The sequence below is a fragment of the Novosphingobium kaempferiae genome, from assembly GCF_021227995.1.
In the GTDB taxonomy this organism is placed as follows: Bacteria; Pseudomonadota; Alphaproteobacteria; order Sphingomonadales; family Sphingomonadaceae; genus Novosphingobium; species Novosphingobium kaempferiae.
In genome coordinates, this window is sequence record NZ_CP089301.1 from 3,460,050 (window position 1) to 3,478,505 (window position 18,456).

General features: G+C 67.2%; 16 protein-coding genes. 7 read left to right on the top strand and 9 right to left on the bottom strand.

Annotation, left to right across the window (positions count from 1 at the left end):
• Positions 1–76: 76 nt before the first annotated feature.
• Positions 77–1,744, bottom strand: a complete 1,668-nt coding sequence (gene leuA, locus LO787_RS15775; RefSeq protein WP_232491952.1) for a 2-isopropylmalate synthase — start codon at positions 1,742–1,744, stop codon at positions 77–79.
• A 293-nt stretch (positions 1,745–2,037) separates the two neighbouring features.
• On the opposite strand from leuA, the gene LO787_RS15780 reads away from it, so the two are divergent.
• On the top strand, positions 2,038–3,186 hold the full coding sequence (locus LO787_RS15780; RefSeq protein WP_232491953.1) for an epoxide hydrolase family protein: 1,149 nt from the start codon (positions 2,038–2,040) through the stop codon (positions 3,184–3,186).
• On the opposite strand, the gene LO787_RS15785 is transcribed toward LO787_RS15780, so the two are convergent.
• Positions 3,174–3,497 carry an I78 family peptidase inhibitor gene (locus tag LO787_RS15785; protein ID WP_232491954.1) on the bottom strand — a complete coding sequence of 108 codons (324 nt, stop codon included), beginning with the start codon at positions 3,495–3,497 and terminating at the stop codon, positions 3,174–3,176. The genes LO787_RS15780 and LO787_RS15785 overlap by 13 nt on opposite strands.
• A 70-nt stretch (positions 3,498–3,567) precedes the next feature.
• Positions 3,568–5,052, bottom strand: a complete 1,485-nt coding sequence (locus LO787_RS15790) for a hypothetical protein (protein WP_232491955.1) — start codon at positions 5,050–5,052, stop codon at positions 3,568–3,570.
• Between the two features lie 126 nt (positions 5,053–5,178).
• Between LO787_RS15790 and LO787_RS15795 the strand changes: the two genes are divergently transcribed.
• Positions 5,179–5,622 (top strand): DUF6265 family protein, encoded by a 444-nt coding sequence (locus tag LO787_RS15795; protein WP_232491956.1) that lies wholly within the window; start codon positions 5,179–5,181, stop codon positions 5,620–5,622.
• Between the two features lie 302 nt (positions 5,623–5,924).
• Here LO787_RS15795 and LO787_RS15800 read toward each other — a convergent pair whose 3' ends face one another.
• From LO787_RS15800 to LO787_RS15820, 5 genes are all read right to left on the bottom strand, one after another.
• Positions 5,925–6,182 (bottom strand): ATP synthase F1 subunit epsilon, encoded by a 258-nt coding sequence (locus tag LO787_RS15800; RefSeq protein ID WP_232491957.1) that lies wholly within the window; start codon positions 6,180–6,182, stop codon positions 5,925–5,927.
• Between the two features lies 1 nt (position 6,183).
• Entirely contained in the window at positions 6,184–7,641 is a 1,458-nt protein-coding gene (gene atpD / locus LO787_RS15805) for a F0F1 ATP synthase subunit beta (RefSeq protein WP_232491958.1), read from the bottom strand.
• A gap of 25 nt (positions 7,642–7,666) precedes the next feature.
• On the bottom strand, positions 7,667–8,542 hold the full coding sequence (locus tag LO787_RS15810) for a F0F1 ATP synthase subunit gamma (RefSeq protein ID WP_232491959.1): 876 nt from the start codon (positions 8,540–8,542) through the stop codon (positions 7,667–7,669).
• A 127-nt stretch (positions 8,543–8,669) separates the two neighbouring features.
• The gene (gene atpA, locus LO787_RS15815) at positions 8,670–10,199 is read right to left on the bottom strand and encodes a F0F1 ATP synthase subunit alpha (RefSeq protein WP_232491960.1); all 1,530 of its coding nucleotides are present in this window, start codon (positions 10,197–10,199) and stop codon (positions 8,670–8,672) included.
• A 13-nt stretch (positions 10,200–10,212) separates the two neighbouring features.
• Positions 10,213–10,767, bottom strand: coding sequence for a F0F1 ATP synthase subunit delta (locus LO787_RS15820; RefSeq protein WP_232491961.1), 555 nt, complete (start codon positions 10,765–10,767; stop codon positions 10,213–10,215).
• A gap of 228 nt (positions 10,768–10,995) precedes the next feature.
• Here LO787_RS15820 and LO787_RS15825 point away from each other — a divergent pair, with 228 nt between their 5' ends.
• A complete protein-coding gene (locus LO787_RS15825) occupies positions 10,996–11,481 on the top strand; it encodes a DUF1203 domain-containing protein (protein ID WP_232491962.1) in 486 nt (161 codons plus the stop codon).
• Positions 11,478–12,515, top strand: a complete 1,038-nt coding sequence (locus LO787_RS15830; protein WP_232491963.1) for a bifunctional transcriptional activator/DNA repair enzyme AdaA — start codon at positions 11,478–11,480, stop codon at positions 12,513–12,515. The genes LO787_RS15825 and LO787_RS15830 overlap by 4 nt, the downstream gene beginning before the upstream one ends.
• Before the next feature lie 216 nt (positions 12,516–12,731).
• Here LO787_RS15830 and LO787_RS15835 read toward each other — a convergent pair whose 3' ends face one another.
• Positions 12,732–14,897: a primosomal protein N' gene (locus LO787_RS15835; protein ID WP_232491964.1), complete on the bottom strand. Its 2,166-nt coding sequence runs from the start codon at positions 14,895–14,897 to the stop codon at positions 12,732–12,734.
• A 50-nt stretch (positions 14,898–14,947) separates the two neighbouring features.
• Here LO787_RS15835 and LO787_RS15840 point away from each other — a divergent pair, with 50 nt between their 5' ends.
• The 3 genes from LO787_RS15840 (at position 14,948) to cobT (ending at position 18,439) form a co-directional block, all read left to right on the top strand.
• Positions 14,948–15,643 carry a DUF4197 domain-containing protein gene (locus LO787_RS15840; protein ID WP_232491965.1) on the top strand — a complete coding sequence of 232 codons (696 nt, stop codon included), beginning with the start codon at positions 14,948–14,950 and terminating at the stop codon, positions 15,641–15,643.
• Between the two features lie 202 nt (positions 15,644–15,845).
• On the top strand, positions 15,846–16,496 hold the full coding sequence (gene fsa / locus LO787_RS15845) for a fructose-6-phosphate aldolase (protein WP_232491966.1): 651 nt from the start codon (positions 15,846–15,848) through the stop codon (positions 16,494–16,496).
• Positions 16,497–16,624: 128 nt separating this feature from the next.
• Positions 16,625–18,439: a cobaltochelatase subunit CobT gene (gene cobT, locus LO787_RS15850; RefSeq protein WP_232491967.1), complete on the top strand. Its 1,815-nt coding sequence runs from the start codon at positions 16,625–16,627 to the stop codon at positions 18,437–18,439.
• The last annotated feature ends 17 nt before the right edge of the window (positions 18,440–18,456 follow it).

An 18,456-nucleotide genomic window follows, 5' to 3' on the forward strand; every position in this document is an offset into this window, starting at 1 on the left:
CACAGGCCGGGCACGCAAAAGGGTCCGACCGTCACCCGGCCGGACCCTCCTTCGAACTCTAAAATCGTGCCCGGCGTCAGGCCGCGTTGGCGGCGCTCAGCACGGCGCGCACGCTGGCGGTGGCGACGTCCTCGTCGATGCCCACGCCCCAGACGGTGCGACCATCGGGCAGGGCGCATTCGACATAGGCGGCGGCGCGCGCGTCGCTGCTCTTGCCCATCGAGTGCTCGGCATAGTCACGCACGTCGAGGTGGACGCCGAAGCTCTCCGCGATCGTGGCGGTGACGGAGGAGATCAGGCCGTTGCCCTTGCCGGACACCGACTGCTCCTTGCCGCCGACGCCGATCTTGCCGGCGAAGACGCGGGTATTGTCCGGGCCCTTCGCCTCGTCCCAGTCGATCAGCTGGAAGCGCTGCTCGCCGCTGAGGCGATAGGCCTTCTGGAACACGTCCCAGATGTCGCCCGCCTGCAGTTCGCGGCCCAGTTCGTCGGCCAGTTCCTGAACGTGCTTGGAGAAGTGCGCCTGCATCCGCTTGGGCAGCTTGAGGCCCTGATCCTGCTCGATCACCCAGGCGAAGCCGCCCTTGCCCGACTGCGAGTTCACGCGGATCACCGCTTCGTAGCTGCGGCCCAGATCGGCGGGGTCGATCGGCAGGTAGGGCACCGACCAGATCTGGTCGTTGCGCTTTTCCTGCGCCGCGAAGCCCTTCTTGATCGCGTCCTGGTGCGATCCCGAGAACGCGGTAAAGACCAGTTCGCCGCCATAGGGGTGACGCTCGGCCACCTTCAGCTGGTTGCAGTATTCGACCGTCTGGATCACTTCGTCGATGTCCGAGAAGTCCAGTTCCGGGTTCACGCCCTGCGTGTACATGTTCATCGCGACCGTCACGAGGCAGCAGTTGCCGGTGCGCTCGCCGTTGCCGAACAGGCAGCCCTCGACGCGGTCGGCGCCCGCCATCAGGCCCAGCTCCGCCGCCGCGACGCCGGTGCCGCGATCGTTGTGGGTGTGCAGCGAGATCACCGCCGCATCGCGGTTGGGCAGATTGCGGCAGAAGTACTCGATCTGGTCCGCGTAGATGTTCGGCGTCGCCGCCTCCACCGTCGCGGGCAGGTTGAGGATGATCGGGTTCTCGGGCGTGGGCTTGAGGATTTCCATCACCGCCTCGCAGCACTCGATCGAGAAATCGAGTTCTGCGGTGGAGAACGTCTCAGGCGAGTACTCGAAGTGCCACTGCGTCTGCGGGTACTTCGCCGCCTGATCGCGCAGGATCTTCGCGCCGGTCTCGGCGATGCCGCGGATCTCGTGGCGCTCCATGCCGAACACCACGTTGCGCCACAGCGGAGAGACGGCGTTGTAGAGGTGCACGATACCGGCCTTCGCGCCCGCCAGGCTCTCGAACGTGCGCTCGATCAGATCCTGCCGCGACTGGGTCAGCACCTGCACCAGCACGTCGTCGGGAATGCGGCCGTCATCGACGAGGCCGCGGATGAAGTCGAACTCGGTCGCGCCCGCGCTGGGGAAGCCGACTTCGATCTCCTTGAGGCCGACCTTGACCAGCAGGTCGAAGAAGCGGCTCTTCTTTTCCGCGCCCATCGGATCGATCAGCGCCTGGTTGCCGTCGCGCAGGTCGGTGGAAAGCCAGCGCGGCGCCTTGGTGATGACCTGCGAAGGCCACTGGCGGTTCGGCAGGTCGATCTGCGGGAAGGGGCGGTACTTGACCGAAGGGTCTTTCAGCATCGTCATGGGGTAGTCTCGCTCGGGAAGTCTTCTGCGGGTAAGGTCGGTGATCTGGTCCCCTTGAGCGCCGAGCGCGCCGCAGGCCGACGCACTACCTCACGCCCAAGGGCGGGTAAGTCGCAGGGTAAGGCCGAGAAGACGGGTCATGCCGCAGCCTATGGGCACCTTGGCGCGCCGTGTAAAGAGGCAATGCGGCGAGGCCGAAGCAATTTCGCGACCGCGCGGGCCTCGTCCGATTGCCGTCACAGGCTGGCACCGGGCGTTGGCGTTGCCGAAAGTTGCGGCATAGCGTGGCGGGCATGAGCGCGATCAACCCCTTCCATCTTGCCGTTCCGCAGAGCGATCTCGACGACCTGCGCCGCCGCCTCGCCGCGACCCGCTGGCCGGAGCGCGAGACGGTGGCGGACTGGTCGCAGGGGGTGCCGCTGGCGGCCTTGCAGGAACTCGTCGCCTACTGGGCGGATGGCTACGACTGGCGGCGCTGCGAGGCGCGGCTGAATGGGGTCGGGCAGTTCACGACTGGGATCGACGGGCTGGACATCCATTTCCTCCACGTCCGCTCACCGCACGAACAGGCCGCGCCGCTGATCCTGACGCACGGCTGGCCGGGATCGGTCGTGGAGTTCATGGAGGTGATCGCGCCGCTGACCGACCCGGTCGCGCACGGTGGGCGGGCCGAGGACGCCTTCCACGTCGTCGTGCCCTCGCTGCCGGGGTATGGCTTTTCGGGCAAGCCTTCGGGCACCGGCTGGGGCGTCGAGCGGATCGGCAGGGCATGGGCCGAACTGATGCGGCGACTGGGCTATGCGGGCTGGTTCGCGCAAGGAGGCGACTGGGGCGGCATCGTCACCACCGCGATGGGCGGGCAGGCGCCTGAAGGGCTCGCGGGCATCCACACCAACATGCCGCTGGCGCGCCCCTCAGCTCAGGACCGGGCGCAAGACGGCGCCGAAGTGCGCGAGGCTCTGGAGGCAGGGCGGCGCTACACCAAGTTCGATTCGGGCTATGCGAAGGTGCAGAGTACGCGGCCGCAGACGATCGGCTATGCACTGGTCGACAGCCCGGTGGCGCTGGCGGCGTGGATATACGAGAAGCTGGCGGGCTGGACCGACAATGCGGGTTCACCGCTCGATGTGTTGTCGATGGAGGCGGTGCTCGACAACGTGATGCTCTACTGGCTGCCGGGAACGGGTGCCTCGGCGGCGCGGCTCTATTGGGAAAGCTATGGCAGGATCGGGCAGTCGGGGCCGGTCCTGCTGCCAGCGGGCGTCTCCACCTTCCCGAAGGAGATCACGAAAGCACCGCGGCAGTGGGCGCAGCAGATCCTGCGCAACATCGTCTACTGGAACGACTGCCCCCAAGGCGGCCATTTCGCCGCCTGGGAGCAGCCGGAGCTATTCGTTTCGGAACTGCGGGCCTGTTTCAGCCTGATGCGTCAGGAGCAGTAGAAGCGCGTGATCGTGCCGCTGTCGTCGAGATCGACGTTGAGGCGCTCGGCGCGGTAGTCCATCGTCACGGCCATGCCGGGCTTGATGACGCGGATCGGCTGGTCGCCCCGCTTGGCCTGGATCGCGGCGATGACGTCGTCGGTGCCCTTCTGGCCGACGTAGCTCGCGAACTGCTCCGCGCCGCACGAGGTCGGCTCGGCCGAGGCTTCCGGTGCCGGTTCAGGCGTCGAAGCGGGCGGCGGGGTCTGGCTGCTGCACGCGGCAAGCGAGGCTGCGAGCAGGATGGGGGCGACGAACGACTTGGGGGACATGTAGGCTCTCCTTTCCCGGGCCGCTAGCCTAGCGAAGATGAACGGCACTTCAACGACGGTCGGGCGAATGTCAGGAACAGGCGCTGAAGACGCGATAGACCTGTTCGCCGTTATGGTCGTAGATCGTGAAGCTGCGGACGCGGCGGCAGTGGCCGGCGTAGGCATCCACCATGGCGACCGCCGTTTCGTTGAGCGGCGTTGCGGGCAGCGGCGTCTGCGCGACGATCGTCTCCGGGTGGGTGGACAGGACGCGGCGCAGTTCCGCGTCGCGGTCCCGCCCGCTCCATTCGCGTCCCTCGTAGAAATGCGGGGCGAAGGCGAGGGCGCTGGGCGGGGCGGTGTCGATGAGCGAATAGAGATAGCTCGGCGCGCCCCAGACCAGCAGGCGCTTGCCCGGCGTCACGGCGCGGACGTGCTCCACCAATGCCTCGGCGGCGGGACGGGCGCGCCAGCGGTCGGCTAGGTGGAAGGTGCCGGACAGGACGAGGCTCAGCCCGACGAGCGCGACGAGGCCGGGCCAGATCGGCCTTCGATGCGCGAAATATCCCGCGCACAGGATCGCCAGCGGGGCGAGGGCCGACTGCGCATAGTGGACGTAGATGTTCGGGAACGCGAAGATCAGCGCCAGCGCCACCAGCGCCCACAGCCCGACGATCCATACGAAGGGCCTGCGCTCCGGTTCCACCGATCGCAGGGCGTGGAGGCCGATCCCGGCGAAGAAGAACGGAATGCCCAGCATGCCGACCATCGTCAGCATCCACTTCACGCGGATGCCGGGATCGGCATAGCCGCGCGCGAAATTGGACGTGACCATCGCGTTCCACAAGTCGGCGAAATGGCCGTTGGACCAGTAGACCAGCCCCGTCGCCAGCATCGGCGCCGCTCCGGCGAGGGCGAGCAGGGCGGCCCTCCACGCGATCGAAAGCGGATGGCTGCCGGAGCGCCACAGCATGAAGACGGCGATCAGTCCGAGCAGCATCCCCTCGAACGCGGCGGTCTGCTTGATCGCGATGGCGCATCCGGCCGACAGGAAGCCGAGGACCAGCAGCGCGTCGATCCGTCCCTGCCGCAGCAGGTCAAGCCGCGACGCGAGCACGCAGACGGCGGCGATCACGAACGTGTTGAAGAACGCGCCCGCCTGCATGTTGTCGCCCTCGAACCGGCTCAGCAGCGCGAGATAGGTGATGGCGCAAAGCAGCGCGGCGGTCGGCGTGCCGATGCGCGCGGCGAGGCGGTTCACCCCGTAGGCTCCCAGGGCGACCCAGACCGTCGTGGCGATCTGGTAGAACAGCATCGAGCGGCACACGAAGCTCATGCCGGTGAATATCAGGTAGAGCAGCGGTCCCTTGCGGTCCCAGAAATCGACGTAGAGCAGGTCGCCCTTGGCCAGCCGCTCCCCCGCGAGGGCGTAGAACTGGTCGTCGATCCCGAAATTCCACTCGCCCCAGGCCGGACAGCGCAGCAGCACCGCGACGGCAAGGATCACCGCGAACTGGACGAGCCTCGCGCTCCGGTCATCCACCCGGCCATTCTGGGCCAATGCTGCCCCGATCATCGAAAACCCCCGCGAAAACACGCGCCTTCATAGTCAAGAAAGTCTTACCATTTGGCGAATTCGTGGCGGCTGTACTTCGGCGGGGCCGGGTGCGATGCTCGCGGCCTCGACAGGGGGAGGCGGACGATGGCGGGAGTTCTGGTGCTTGCGGCGGCTGCGGTGGTTTCGGCGCCCGCGCTGCCCGACTGGATGGCCGGCTGCTGGATCAGCGAGACCGCGACCGAATGGACCGAGGAATGCTGGACCCCGGCGCGCGGCGGCGTGATGCTCGGCACCAACCGCAGCGGCAAGGTGGCGGAGCCGGCAAAGACGGCGAACTGGGAAATGATGCAGATCGGCCCAGTCGGAAAGGCGGACGGCAACATCGCCTTCCGCGCCTCCCTGCGCGGCAGCCCGTGGACGGCGTTCGAGCGAACGGCGAGCGAGGGCGAGGGGATCACCTTCCTGAACACCGCCCACGATTACCCCCAGCGCATCCGCTACTGGCGCGAGGGCGAGACCCTGCACGCCGAGATCGCGCTTGCGGACGGGAGCCAGACGTTCGGGTGGACTTTCCGGAAGGTTCGTTGAGGGTCAGCTAAAGCCACCCTCATTCGTCATTGCGAGAGTAGCGAAGCAATCCAGCGGGGTGGGCCGACCATGGATTGCTTCGCTGCGCTCGCAATGACGAAGAGGTGGGGGATGGGGCTTCGACAAGCTCAGCCTGAGCGGATTTGAGAACTGGTTTCTAATCCCGCTCAGGCTGAGCCTGTCGAAGCCCCCGGCGGCATGGCGCGTTGCCTCGCACACGGCCTGAGCCGAAAGCCCCCACGCGAAAAGGGCGCCGCCGGTTTCCCGGCGACGCCCTTTTTCGTTACGCTTGTCGCGAAGGATCAGCCCTCGACGTGCTCGGCCAGCACGGTCAGGCCCGCATCGCCCACTTCGGCGAAGCCGCCGGTGATGCGGATTTCCTCGGGCACGCCGTTCTCGGTCTTGTAGACCTTCAGCGCGCCGTCGGCGATCGTCGACATGAAGGGCGCGTGGCCCGCCAGCACGCCGAACTCGCCTTCCGTGCCGGGGACGACCACCATGTGGACTTCCTCGGAGCGGACCAGCTTCGCAGGCGTGACGAGTTCGAAGTGCAGGGGCATATCAGGCGTCCGCCGCCAGCTTCTTGGCCTTCTCGACCGCCTCGTCGATGCCGCCGACCATGTAGAACGCGGCTTCCGGCAGGTGGTCGTACTCACCGTCGACGACGGCCTTGAACGACTTCACGGTGTCTTCCAGCTGGACGAACTTGCCCGAGATGCCGGTGAAGACTTCCGCGACGTGGAACGGCTGCGAGAGGAAGCGCTGGATCTTGCGGGCGCGGGCGACCGTGACCTTGTCCTCTTCCGACAGTTCGTCCATGCCGAGAATGGCGATGATGTCCTGCAGCGACTTGTACTTCTGCAGGGTTTCCTGGACGCGGCGGGCGGTCTCGTAGTGCTCGGCACCGACGATGCGGGGCTCAAGCACGCGCGAGGTCGAGTCGAGCGGGTCGACTGCCGGGTAGATGCCCAGCTCCGAGATGGCGCGGTTCAGCGTGGTCGTCGCGTCGAGGTGCGCGAACGAGGTGGCCGGCGCCGGGTCGGTAAGGTCGTCTGCGGGAACGTAGATCGCCTGGACCGAGGTGATCGAGCCCTTGGTGGTCGAGGTGATGCGCTCCTGCAGCGCGCCCATGTCGGTCGACAGGGTCGGCTGGTAGCCCACGGCCGAAGGAATACGGCCGAGCAGCGCCGACACTTCTGCGCCCGCCTGCGTGAAGCGGAAGATGTTGTCGACGAAGAACAGGACGTCCTGGCCTTCCTGGTCGCGGAAGTACTCGGCCATGGTCAGGCCCGAAAGAGCGACGCGGGCGCGGGCGCCCGGGGGCTCGTTCATCTGGCCGAAAACGAGGGCGACCTTGGAACCGTCCGAGGTGGCGTTGCCCTCGGCGTCCTTGGCGATGACGCCTGCGTCGAGGAACTCGTGGTAAAGGTCGTTGCCTTCACGGGTACGCTCGCCGACGCCCGCGAAGACGGAGACGCCGCCGTGGCCCTTGGCGATGTTGTTGATCAGTTCCTGGATCAGAACGGTCTTGCCGACGCCGGCGCCGCCGAACAGGCCGATCTTGCCGCCCTTGGCGTAGGGGGCGAGAAGGTCGATGACCTTGATGCCGGTGACGAGGATCGCCGCTTCGGTCGACTGGTCGACGAACTCGGGAGCCTTGGCGTGGATCGGGGCGAACTGGTCGGCGCCGATCGGGCCGCGCTCGTCGATCGGGTCGCCGACGACGTTCATGATGCGGCCGAGGGTCTTCGGGCCGACCGGCACGGAGATCTGCTTGCCGGTGTTCGACACGGGCTGGCCGCGGGTCAGACCGTCGGTGCCGTCCATCGCGATGGTGCGCACGGTGTTCTCGCCGAGGTGCTGGGCGACTTCGAGCACCAGCTTCTGGCCGTTGTTCTCGGTCTCCAGCGCGGAGAGGATTGCGGGCAGTTCGCCTTCGAAGGTGACGTCGACGACGGCGCCGATGATCTGGCTGATCTTGCCGGTAGTGGTGAGGTTGAGCACGGGTGCGGTGGCCATTGTGGTTTCCTTAGCCTGCGGTTTCTTAGAGCGCTTCCGCGCCCGCGATGATTTCGACGAGTTCGGTGGTGATCGCAGCCTGGCGGGTGCGGTTGTACACGATCGTCAGCTTCTTGATGAGGTCGCCGGCGTTCCGCGTGGCGTTGTCCATCGCGGTCATCGATGCGCCCTGTTCCGAAGCGGCGTTCTCCAGCAGCGCGCCGAAGAGCTGGGTCTTCAGGTAGCGCGGCAGCAGCGCGGCGAGGATTTCCTCCTCGTCGGGCTCGTACTCGGTTACGGCGTCGGCAGTCGTCGCGGCGGCCTTGGGGGCCGGGACCGGGATGATCTGCTGGTCGGTCGGTTCCTGCAGCAGTGCCGAACGGAACTTCGAGTAGAACAGGTGCGCCACGTCGAACTTGCCGGCTTCGTACATCGCCACGAGTTCGTCGGCGACGCGCTCGGCCTCGGCGAAGCCGGGGTCACGCACGTCGGTGGTATCGAACATGTGGGCGATCTGGCTCGGGTATTCGCGACGGATGACCGCGCGGCCCTTGCGACCGATCAGGTAGAACAGGACGGTCTTGCCCTGCGCTTCCAGTTCCTGCGCCTTGACGCGGGCTGCCTTGACGATGTTCGAGTTGAACGCGCCGCACAGGCCCTTGTCGGAGTTCGCCACGACAAGGAGGTGAACCTTGTCGCTGCCGGTGCCGGCGAGCAGCTTGGGGCTGTTCTCGGAGACCGTGATCTTCGAGGCGAGCGAGCCCATCACTTCGGCGAGACGCGCGGCGTAAGGGCGCGCGGCCTCGGCGGAAGCCTGCGCCTTGCGCAGCTTGGCCGCGGCGACCATCTGCTTGGCCTTGGTGATCTTCTGGGTCGACTTGACCGAGTTGATGCGGCCTTTGAGTTCCTTGAGCGAAGCCACTCGTTGTTCCTCGTTGCGTCGTCCCGGACCTGATCCGGGACCGGTGGCGGTCCTTGGGCGGAGCCTTTCATCAAGGCTGCTTCAGGACCGCCTGCGATCCCGGCTTTCGCCGGGATGACGGTTTAACTTAAGCGAACTGCTTGGCGAAGGCGTCGAGCGCGGCCTTGGTCTTGCTCTTCGCTTCGTCGCCGAAGTCCTTGGTCGAGCGGATCAGCGCCAGCACGTCGGCATGTTCCGAGTGCATGTAGCTGAGCATCTCTGCCTCGTACTCGGTGACCTTCGAGACCGGCAGGCCGTCGAGGTAGCCGTTGGTGCCGGCGAAGATCGACACGGTCTGCTCTTCGAAGGCGAGCGGCGAGAACTGCTTCTGCTTGAGCAGCTCGGTCAGGCGCGCGCCCCGGTTGAGCAGCTTCTGGGTCGAGGCGTCGAGGTCCGAGCCGAACTGCGCGAAGGCAGCCATTTCGCGGTACTGCGCCAGCTCCAGCTTGATCGAACCGGCGACCTTCTTCATCGCCTTGGTCTGGGCCGAGCCACCGACGCGCGACACCGACAGACCGACGTTGATGGCCGGACGGATGCCCTGGTAGAACAGGCCGGTCTCAAGGAAGATCTGGCCGTCGGTGATCGAGATCACGTTGGTCGGGATGTACGCCGAAACGTCGCCCGCCTGGGTTTCGATGATGGGAAGGGCGGTCAGCGAGCCGTTGCCGTTCTCGTCGTTGAGCTTCGCGGCGCGCTCCAGCAGGCGGCTGTGGAGATAGAAGACGTCGCCCGGGTAGGCTTCGCGGCCCGGCGGACGGCGCAGCAGCAGCGACATCTGGCGGTAGGCGACGGCCTGCTTGGAAAGGTCGTCGTACACGATGACGGCGTGCATGCCGTTGTCGCGGAAGAACTCACCCATCGCTGCGCCGGTGTAGGGCGCGAGGTACTGCAGCGGCGCGGGCTCCGAAGCGGTCGCGGCGATGACGATGGAGTATTCCATCGCGCCGTTCTCTTCGAGCTGGCGGACGATCTGCGCGACGGTCGAGCGCTTCTGGCCGACGGCGACGTAGATGCAGTAGAGCTTCTTGCCCTCGTCGTCGCCCTTGTTCGCTTCCTTCTGGTTGATGAAGGTGTCGATGGCGACGGCGGTCTTGCCGGTCTGGCGGTCACCGATGATCAGCTCGCGCTGGCCACGGCCCACGGGAACCAGGGCGTCGATCGCCTTGAGGCCGGTCTGCACGGGCTCGTGAACCGACTTGCGCGGGATGATGCCCGGAGCCTTCGATTCGACGCGGGCGCGCTTCTCGGCGAGGATCGGGCCCTTGCCGTCGATCGGGTTGCCGAGTGCGTCGACGACGCGGCCGAGCAGACCCTTGCCGACGGGCACGTCCACGATGGTGCCGGTGCGCTTGACGCTGTCGCCTTCCTTGATCTCGGCGTCCGAGCCGAAGATCACGACGCCGACGTTGTCGGCTTCGAGGTTGAGCGCCATGCCCTGCACGCCGTTGGCGAATTCGACCATCTCGCCGGCCTGGCAGTTGTCGAGGCCGTGGATGCGGGCGATGCCGTCACCGACCGACAGAACCGAGCCGACCTCGGAAACCTGGGCTTCGGTGCCGAAGCTGGCGATCTGGTCCTTGATGACCTTCGAGATTTCTGCTGCGCGGATATCCATTGTTCTGCCTTTCTTAGCCCTTCATGGCCTGGGCGAGCGAATTGAGACGGGTGCGGATCGAGCTGTCGATGCGCTTGGAGCCGATGGTGACGACGAGGCCGCCGAGAAGCTCCGGATCGACGCTGGTCTTGATCTTGACCTTGCGACCCTCGCGCACTTCCAGCTTCTGGCGAAGCTGCTCGACCTGATCGTCGGAGAGCGCGTGGGCGGACGTGACTTCGGCGGTCGCCTCACCGCGCTGGGCGGCGGCGATCGCGGCGAAGGCGCGGATGATCTCGGGCAGGGCCGACAGGCGACGGTTGCCCGCCAGTACGCCGAGGAAGTTCTTGGTGAGCGGCGAGACGTTGAGCACGCCCGCCACCGCGTCGATCGCCTTGGCGGCGGCTTCGCGGCTGATCTGCGGATTGCGAATCAGCGCTGCCAGCTCATCGCTTTCGCGGATGGCCTGGCCGAGGTTGTCGAGGTCGGTCTCCACGGCCGAAACCGCGCCGTTCTCGCTGGCGAGATCGAACAACGCCGAAGCGTAGCGTCCCTGCAAGCTGGCCTTGATGCCTCCGGAATTCTCCACGCCTGTCCTATCCTTACATCGGGTGGGTTCGGGCCGGGGGCGCAACAACGCAGCGTGCTCCCCCTGCCCGCTGACGGGGCGCGCATAGCGACGATACCGTTACAACGCAAGGTGCCCCTTTGGCCCTGGGGACAAAGGACAGGTAAGCCGTTTAAAAGCAAGCGGCGGGAAGCCTCCCTGCGATACGGCGTGCAATGTCCGGTCCGAACTCGCGACGGAGTAATTGCAATGACCTATCGAATCGAAGGCCTGCCGCGTGGCGCTTTCGCCCGGTATTACGGCCGGACCGCCGAAGAACTGCTTGAAATGGGCGCGATCCGCGTCGTTGCCGATGCGAATGACGGCTTTCCCTGCCGCGTGACTTTGCAGGATGCGCGCGAAGGCGACAGCCTGATCCTGCTCAACTACACCAGCCACGACGTCCCCGGACCCTACCGGACCGCCTATGCGATATTCGTCCGCGAGCACGAAGGCGCGGAGGAACGAGTTGTCTGGGCCGATGCCCTGCCGCCGATTCTGCAGGGCCGCGTCCTGTCGCTGCGCGCTTTCGATGCGGACGGCCTGCTGCACGCGGCAAGGCTTGCGCAGCCCGATGCGGTGGAGGCGGGCATCGCCGACCTGTTCGCCGAGGCCGAGGTCGCCTACATTCATGCCCACTATGCGACTTACGGGTGCTTCGCCGCCCGGATCGAGCGCGATGGAGAAGCACAGTGAGCGTGGCGGAAAAGCCGATCGACGACGAACGGGCATGGCAGGCCGTGCTCGCGCGCGATCGCGGCTTCGACGGGCGCTTCGTCACCGGCGTGCTCTCCACGGGTATATATTGCCGCCCGTCCTGTTCCGCCCGCCATCCCCGGCGGGAGAACGTGCGCTTCTTCGCGCGAGCGGGCGAGGCCGAGGCGGCGGGCCTGCGCGCCTGCCTGCGCTGCCGCCCCGGCGACGTATCGCGCGACGAGGAGGCGGTGAACCGCGCGCTGGCGCTGCTGGCGGACGTGGAGGCTGCGCCCGCACTCGGAGAACTGGCGGCGGAGGTGGGATACAGCCCCACGCATTTCCAGCGCGTGTTCAAGCGCGCGGTCGGGCTCTCGCCCGCCGAATATGTACGCGCCCGCCGGGTCGAGCGGGCGGGCGAGGCGCTCAGCGAAGGCAGCAGCGTGACGGGCGCCATATATGAAGCCGGTTTCGGTGCGTCCTCGCGCTTCTACGAAGCGACGCAGGGCCGCATGGGCATGAGCCCCTCGGCATGGCGCGACGGCGGGCGCGGGGCGACGATCCGCTGGGCGGTGGTACCGACGACGCTCGGCGAAATGCTCGTCGCCGCGACGGACAAGGGCGTGTGCCGCCTCTCCTTCGCCGAAGGGCGCGAGGAACTGGCTGCGCGCTTTCCCAATGCCGATCTGGTCGAGGGCGGGGCGGACTTCGCGAAGCTGCTGGCCGATGTCGTCGGCGCGGTGGAGCGGCCCGGGCAGTCGCAGGCGATCCCCCTCGACGTGCAGGGCACCGCGTTCCAGGAAGCCGTCTGGCGCGAACTCCAGCGCATCCCGGCGGGCGAGACACGCACATATGCGCAGATCGCGGCGGCGGTCGGCAAACCCGGTGCGGTGCGCGCGGCAGGCTCGGCCAACGGTGCGAACAACGTCGCGGTGCTGATCCCGTGCCATCGCGTGATCCGCTCCGACGGTTCGATCGGCGGCTATGCCTATGGCGAGGCGATCAAGACCGAACTGCTGCGGCGCGAGGGGCGTTGAGGCGGCAGCGTTTGGACGCGGGGGCTTCGACAAGCTCAGCCTGAGCGGATTTGAGAGCTCTTCGTCATTGCGAGCGCAGCGAAGCAATCCAGCGGCATCGCTTGACGCTGGATTGCTTCGCTGCGCTCGCAATGACGATTTCAGAGACTGTGGGACAAAACCTCAAAACCCGCTCAGGCTGAGCTTGTTGAAGCCCCCGCGTGCAGGGAGCAACACTCAGACGAACGAGTACGGATCGATGTCGATGTTCACACGCACGCCCCGTCCGAACTCCAGCGGGTCGAGCCATGCGCGCAGGGTCTTCTGCAATTCCGCCGAGCGCTTGGCATTGATGAGCAGGCGAAACCTGTGCCGTCCCCGCAGCAACGCCAGCGGCGCGGGTGCGGGGCCGAGGACGAGCATGTCGGGCAGGTCGGGCGCGGTGCCGCCGATGGCGCGGGCGGCGGCGAGGGCTTCGGCCTGGTCCTCCGAACTGACGATGATCGCCGCCCAGCGTCCGAACGGCGGGGCCAGGGCATCGCGGCGGGCGTCGGTCTCGGCGGCGTAGAAGGCGTCGCGGTCGCCGTTGGCCAGCGCCGCGATCACCGGGGCCTCGGGGTGGCGCGTCTGGATCAGCACTTCGCCGGGTTTTTCCCCGCGACCGGCGCGGCCCGCGACCTGCGCGATCTGCTGGTAGGTGCGTTCCCCGGCGCGCAAGTCCCCGCCTTCGAGGCCGAGGTCGGCGTCGACCACGCCCACCAGCGTCAGTTCTGGGAAGTGGTAGCCCTTGGTCACCAGCTGCGTGCCGATGATGACGTCGATCGCCTTGTTCTCCGCCATCGCCACGAATTCGCCCACTGCATGCGGCGTGTTCATGGTGTCCGAAGTGACGAGCGCGGTGCGCGCTTCGGGCAGGATTTCCGCCACTTCGTCGGCGATGCGCTCCACGCCGGGGCCGCAGGCGACGAGGCAGTCGCCGGTGCCGCATTCGGGGCACGCTTCGGGGACTGGCGCCTCATGCCCGCAGTGATGGCAGGCGAGGCGCTTGGAGAAACGGTGCTCGACCAGCCAGGCGGTGCAGTTGGGGCACTGGAAGCGGTAGCCGCAGTTGCGGCACAGCGTCAGCGGGGCATAGCCGCGCCGGTTGAGGAACAGCAGCGACTGTTCGCCCTTGGCCAGCCGGTCCTTCAGCGCCTCGACCAGCTTCGGCGCCAGCCAGCGCCCGCGTTCGGGCGCCTGTTCGCGCAAGTCCAGCACGCGGATGTCGGGCAATTGCGCGCCGCCGAAGCGGGAGGGCAGGTCGATCTTGCGATAGACCCCGGCCTCCGCCAGCTGCATCGATTCGAGCGCGGGCGTCGCGCTGGCGAGGACCACGGGGATGCCCTCGAACTTGGCGCGCATCACCGCCACGTCGCGAGCGTTGTAGCGCACCCCGTCGTCCTGCTTGAACGAGATCTCGTGCGCCTCGTCCACCACGATCAGGCCGAGATGGGCGTAAGGCAGGAACAGCGCCGAGCGGGCACCGACCACGCACTGAGCGGCACCGGAAGCGATCGCACGCCACGCACGCCGCCGCTCGCTGGACTTGAGAGAGGAGTGCCACAGGATCGGCGGCACCCCGAAGCGATGCTCGAAGCGGCGCAGGAAATTCTCGGTCAGCGCGATCTCGGGCAGGAGGACGAGCACCTGCTTCCCAAGCCGGATCGCCTCGGCGACGGCTTCGAAATAGCACTCGGTCTTGCCCGATCCGGTCACGCCGTCGAGCAGGAACGGCGCGAACTTCGCGTCCTGCACCGCGCCGACGAAGATATCGGCGGCGTCCTGTTGCAGATCGCTCAGCTTGGGTTCGGCGAAGTCGGGGCGGGCAGGGGGATAGGGCCGGTCGAGGTCCACCGTCACCGCCTCCAGCAGCCCCGCGCCGACCATCCCGCGCAGCACGCCATCGGAGACGCTGGCGAGTTCCGCCAGTTCGCGGATCGATCCCTGCTCGCCCTGCAGCGCATCGAGAGCGGCGGCGCGCTGGGGTGTCAGTCGTGCGGGTTCCTGCCCGGTCAGGCGGTATTCGGTGGTCGTGCCACCGCCGCGCAGCGCCGAAATGCTGCCGAGCGCCATGCGCGCCACGGCAGAGAGCGGCGCGCAGTAGTAGTCCGCCGTCCACTCCACCAGCCGCCGCAGCCGCTCCGACAGCGGCGGAGCGGGCATCACGCCCAGCAGCGGTCTCAGTTTGCTTTCAGGCACTTCCTGCGTGCCCAGGCGTTCCGGCTCCCATACCACGCCGAGCACCTGGCGCGGGCCGAGGGGGGCGACGACGATCGATCCGAATTCGATCGTCATTCCCTCCGGCACGCGATAGTCGAGCACGCCCAGCGCGGCATTGAAGACGAGGAGTCGGACACGTTGCATCTGCGTTCATATAGGCGCGCGCAAACGCGGTCGTGAAGGAGTCGCATACGATGAACAGGGGATCGCAGATGGATATGATGGGGCGCAGGGCCTTGCTTGCAGGATTTCTGGCCACTGGCGCGCTGGCGCTGCCGGGCTGCGCGACGATGGGACGGCCGAGTCCCACGGCTCTGATCGAGAGCCTGCTGATGTATTCCAGCCAGCGCGCCTTCGCGCGGCTGACGCAGCCGGACGGGTTCTGGGACAGCCAGGTCGCGCGGATCAACATGCCGGTGCTGTTCGGCCGTCCGGGCTCCGCCGCGCAGAAGGTGTTCCGCTCGGCGGCGTTCAAGCAGAAGCTCCAGCATGAACTCAACCGCATCGCGGAGGACGGCGCCCGCGCCGCCGCGCCGGTCGTCTATGACGCGGTGCGCACGATCAGCGTGACCGACGCGCTGGCGCTGCTGCGCGGTGGCGACACGGCGGCGACCACGTTCCTGCGCCGCTCGATGGGATCGGGTCTCGTCAACGCGATGATCCCCGAACTCGACCGCGTGATGCGCATCGCCGAGGATCCCATCCTCAGCATCGCCATCACCGCGCTGACCGGCGTCGACGTGGCCGATGCCGCGCACGCGCTGGCCCTGGAAGCGGACAACGCCATCTGGTACGAGATCGGCGCGCAGGAAGCGGAAATCCGCGCGAACCCGGAAACGACCAACGATACGGCGCTGATCGCGGCGCTGAAGCTGGGCAAGTCGCTTTAAGCGGCGCCTCGACATCGTCATTGCGAGCCGCAGGCGAAGCAATCCCCGGCGGCTTGCGCGGCTTTGGATTGCCGCGCGGCTGCGCCGCTCGCAATGCCGGAGGGAGGGGAAGGTCATATGACCTAGCCGCCCCGCGCGGCATTCCCTATAGGGGCGGCCAGAATCGCCGCCCCCCTCGCGGCGCCTTAGGGATCTGCGCAACATGAAATTCTTCGCCGACACCGCCGAAATCGCCGACATCAAGGATCTGGCCGAAACCGGCCTGCTCGACGGCGTGACCACCAACCCCTCGCTGATCGCGAAGTCCGGCCGCGACTTCATGGAAGTGACGCGCGAGATCTGCGGCCTCACCACCGGCCCCGTCAGCGCCGAAGTCGTCGCGCTCGACCACGCCGGGATGATGCGCGAGGCCGAAGTGCTGCGCAAGATCGCCGACAACGTCTGCATCAAGGTGCCGCTCACCGTGGATGGCCTCAAGACCTGCAAGGCGCTGACCTCGGACGGCACCATGGTCAACGTGACGCTGTGCTTCTCGGCCAACCAGGCGCTGCTCGCCGCCAAGGCTGGCGCGACCTTCATCTCGCCCTTCGTCGGCCGTCACGACGACAACGGCTTCGACGGCATGGCGCTGATCAGCGACATCCGCCTGATCTACGACAACTACAACTTCGCGACCGAAATCCTCGTCGCCTCGGTCCGCCACTCGGTCCACGTCCTCGAAGCCGCCCGCATCGGCGCCGACGTGATGACCGCGCCGCCGGCCGTCATCAAGGGCCTGTTCAAGCACGTCCTGACCGACAAGGGCATCGAAGGCTTCCTCGCCGACTGGGCGAAGACCGGCCAGTCGATCTGATCCTTTAAAGCAACCCGTCATCCCGGCGAAGGCCGGGATGACGGGTTGCTTGCGCAGCCCGCCCATCTTTCCCCCCTCGCACATCGCCCATTTGAGCCAGCCGCCCCGATGCGCTAGGCGTTCAGGCGATGTCCGACGAATCCCCTGCAGACCGCTTCAAGTCCGTCCTCGCCGGTGCCTCGCGCGCCATTGCGCAGGAGGCCGAGATCGAGGTGAACTGGACCGCCGACGCGCCCAGTTCGACCGGCGGCACTTTCCGCGTGCCGATGCCCGGCCGCAGCCTTCCGCGCGCCGCCGCGATGCAGGCGCGCGGCTTCGCCGACAGCTTCGCGCTCAAGCTGCGCCATCATGACGACAAGCTCCACATGCGCAATGCGCCCTCGGAGCCCACGGCCCGCGCCGCGTTCGATGCGGTGGAGATGGTCCGTTACGAGGCACTCGGCGCCAATGCCTATGAAGGGATGCGCGGCAATCTGGATGCCGCACTGCTGACGCGCATCGGCTCCGACCCGATCACCCGCGCCGATACGCCCGACGCCGTGCCCGTCCCCTCGGCGCTGGCGCTGCTGCTGCGCGAGCGGCTGACCGGGCAGGAAGTGCCCGAAGTCGCGCGCCCCGGCGTCGAGATGGTCCGCAACTGGATCGAGCGCAAGGCCGCCGCCGACTTCGATGCGCTGGCCAGTTCGCTGGAAGACCAGAAGGCGTTCCAGAGCCTGTCGCTCGACATGCTCCAGCACCTCGAACTGACCCGCGCCGAGGAAATCCCGCAGGAACCCAACGAAGCCGACGACATGGACGGCGAGGAGGAGACCGAGGAGCAGGAAGAAGGCGGCGAGCAGGGCCAGGATCAGGAGCCCATGGAAATGGCCGCCGAGCCGTCGCAGGGCGACGACGAAGGCGAGAACGAGGCCGAGGGCGAAACCTCCGACGACATGGAGGAGGGCGAGGAAGGTCAGGAAGGCGAGGAGGGCATGCTCCCCGTCCGCCCCAACCGCCCGTGGACCGACATCCCCGACAGCTTCGACTACAAGGTCTTCACCGAGGCTTTCGACGAAGTCGTCGGCGCCTCGGACCTCTGTGACGAGGAGGAACTGACCCGCCTGCGCGCCTATCTCGACGCTCAGCTCAAGGGCCTGCAGGGCGTGGTGACACGCCTTGCCAACCGTCTCCAGCGCCGCCTGATGGCGCAGCAGAACCGCTCGTGGGACTTCGATCAGGAAGAGGGGCTGCTCGATGCGGCGCGCCTTGCCCGCGTGGTCGTCTCGCCGGGGCAGTCGCTGTCCTACAAGATCGAGCGCGACGTGGAGTTCAAGGACACCGTCGTCACGCTGCTGCTCGACAATTCCGGCTCGATGCGCGGGCGCCCGATCTCGATCGCGGCGATCAGCGCCGACGTGCTGGCGCGCACGCTGGAGCGCTGCGGCGTGAAGGTGGAGATCCTCGGCTTCACCACCCGCGCATGGAAGGGCGGCCAGAGCCGCGAGGCATGGTTGGCGAACGGCAAGCCGCAGCACCCCGGCCGCCTCAACGACTTGCGCCACATCGTCTACAAAAAGGCCGACGAGCCCTGGCGCCGTGCCAAGAAGAACCTCGGCCTGATGATGCGTGAGGGGCTGCTGAAGGAGAACATCGACGGCGAGGCGCTGCTCTGGGCACACAACCGCATGCTCGCCCGGCAGGAGGACCGCCGCATCCTGATGGTCATCTCCGACGGCGCGCCGGTGGACGATTCGACCCTTTCGGTGAACTCGGCCGGCTATCTCGAAGCCCACCTGCGCCGCGTGATCGAATGGATCGAGAGCAAGTCCCCGATCCAGCTCGTCGCCATCGGCATCGGCCACGACGTCACCCGCTACTACCGCCGCGCCGTGACGATCATGGACGCGGAACAGCTGGGCGGCACGATGATCGAGCAGCTTGCGGGGCTGTTCGAGGAGGAGTGAGGCGCGGGCGCGGCTTG

Coding starts and splice junctions, on each gene's coding strand:
- LO787_RS15800 (WP_232491957.1), bottom strand. CDS start 6,182: ATGCCCCTGCACTTCGAACTCGTCACGCCTGCGAAGCTGGTCCGCTCC.
- LO787_RS15835 (WP_232491964.1), bottom strand. CDS start 14,897: ATGCAACGTGTCCGACTCCTCGTCTTCAATGCCGCGCTGGGCGTGCTC.
- atpA (WP_232491960.1), bottom strand. CDS start 10,199: ATGGATATCCGCGCAGCAGAAATCTCGAAGGTCATCAAGGACCAGATC.
- LO787_RS15780 (WP_232491953.1), top strand. CDS start 2,038: ATGAGCGCGATCAACCCCTTCCATCTTGCCGTTCCGCAGAGCGATCTC.
- leuA (WP_232491952.1), bottom strand. CDS start 1,744: ATGACGATGCTGAAAGACCCTTCGGTCAAGTACCGCCCCTTCCCGCAG.
- fsa (WP_232491966.1), top strand. CDS start 15,846: ATGAAATTCTTCGCCGACACCGCCGAAATCGCCGACATCAAGGATCTG.
- LO787_RS15795 (WP_232491956.1), top strand. CDS start 5,179: ATGGCGGGAGTTCTGGTGCTTGCGGCGGCTGCGGTGGTTTCGGCGCCC.
- LO787_RS15785 (WP_232491954.1), bottom strand. CDS start 3,497: ATGTCCCCCAAGTCGTTCGTCGCCCCCATCCTGCTCGCAGCCTCGCTT.
- atpD (WP_232491958.1), bottom strand. CDS start 7,641: ATGGCCACCGCACCCGTGCTCAACCTCACCACTACCGGCAAGATCAGC.
- cobT (WP_232491967.1), top strand. CDS start 16,625: ATGTCCGACGAATCCCCTGCAGACCGCTTCAAGTCCGTCCTCGCCGGT.
- LO787_RS15840 (WP_232491965.1), top strand. CDS start 14,948: ATGAACAGGGGATCGCAGATGGATATGATGGGGCGCAGGGCCTTGCTT.
- LO787_RS15790 (WP_232491955.1), bottom strand. CDS start 5,052: ATGATCGGGGCAGCATTGGCCCAGAATGGCCGGGTGGATGACCGGAGC.
- LO787_RS15825 (WP_232491962.1), top strand. CDS start 10,996: ATGACCTATCGAATCGAAGGCCTGCCGCGTGGCGCTTTCGCCCGGTAT.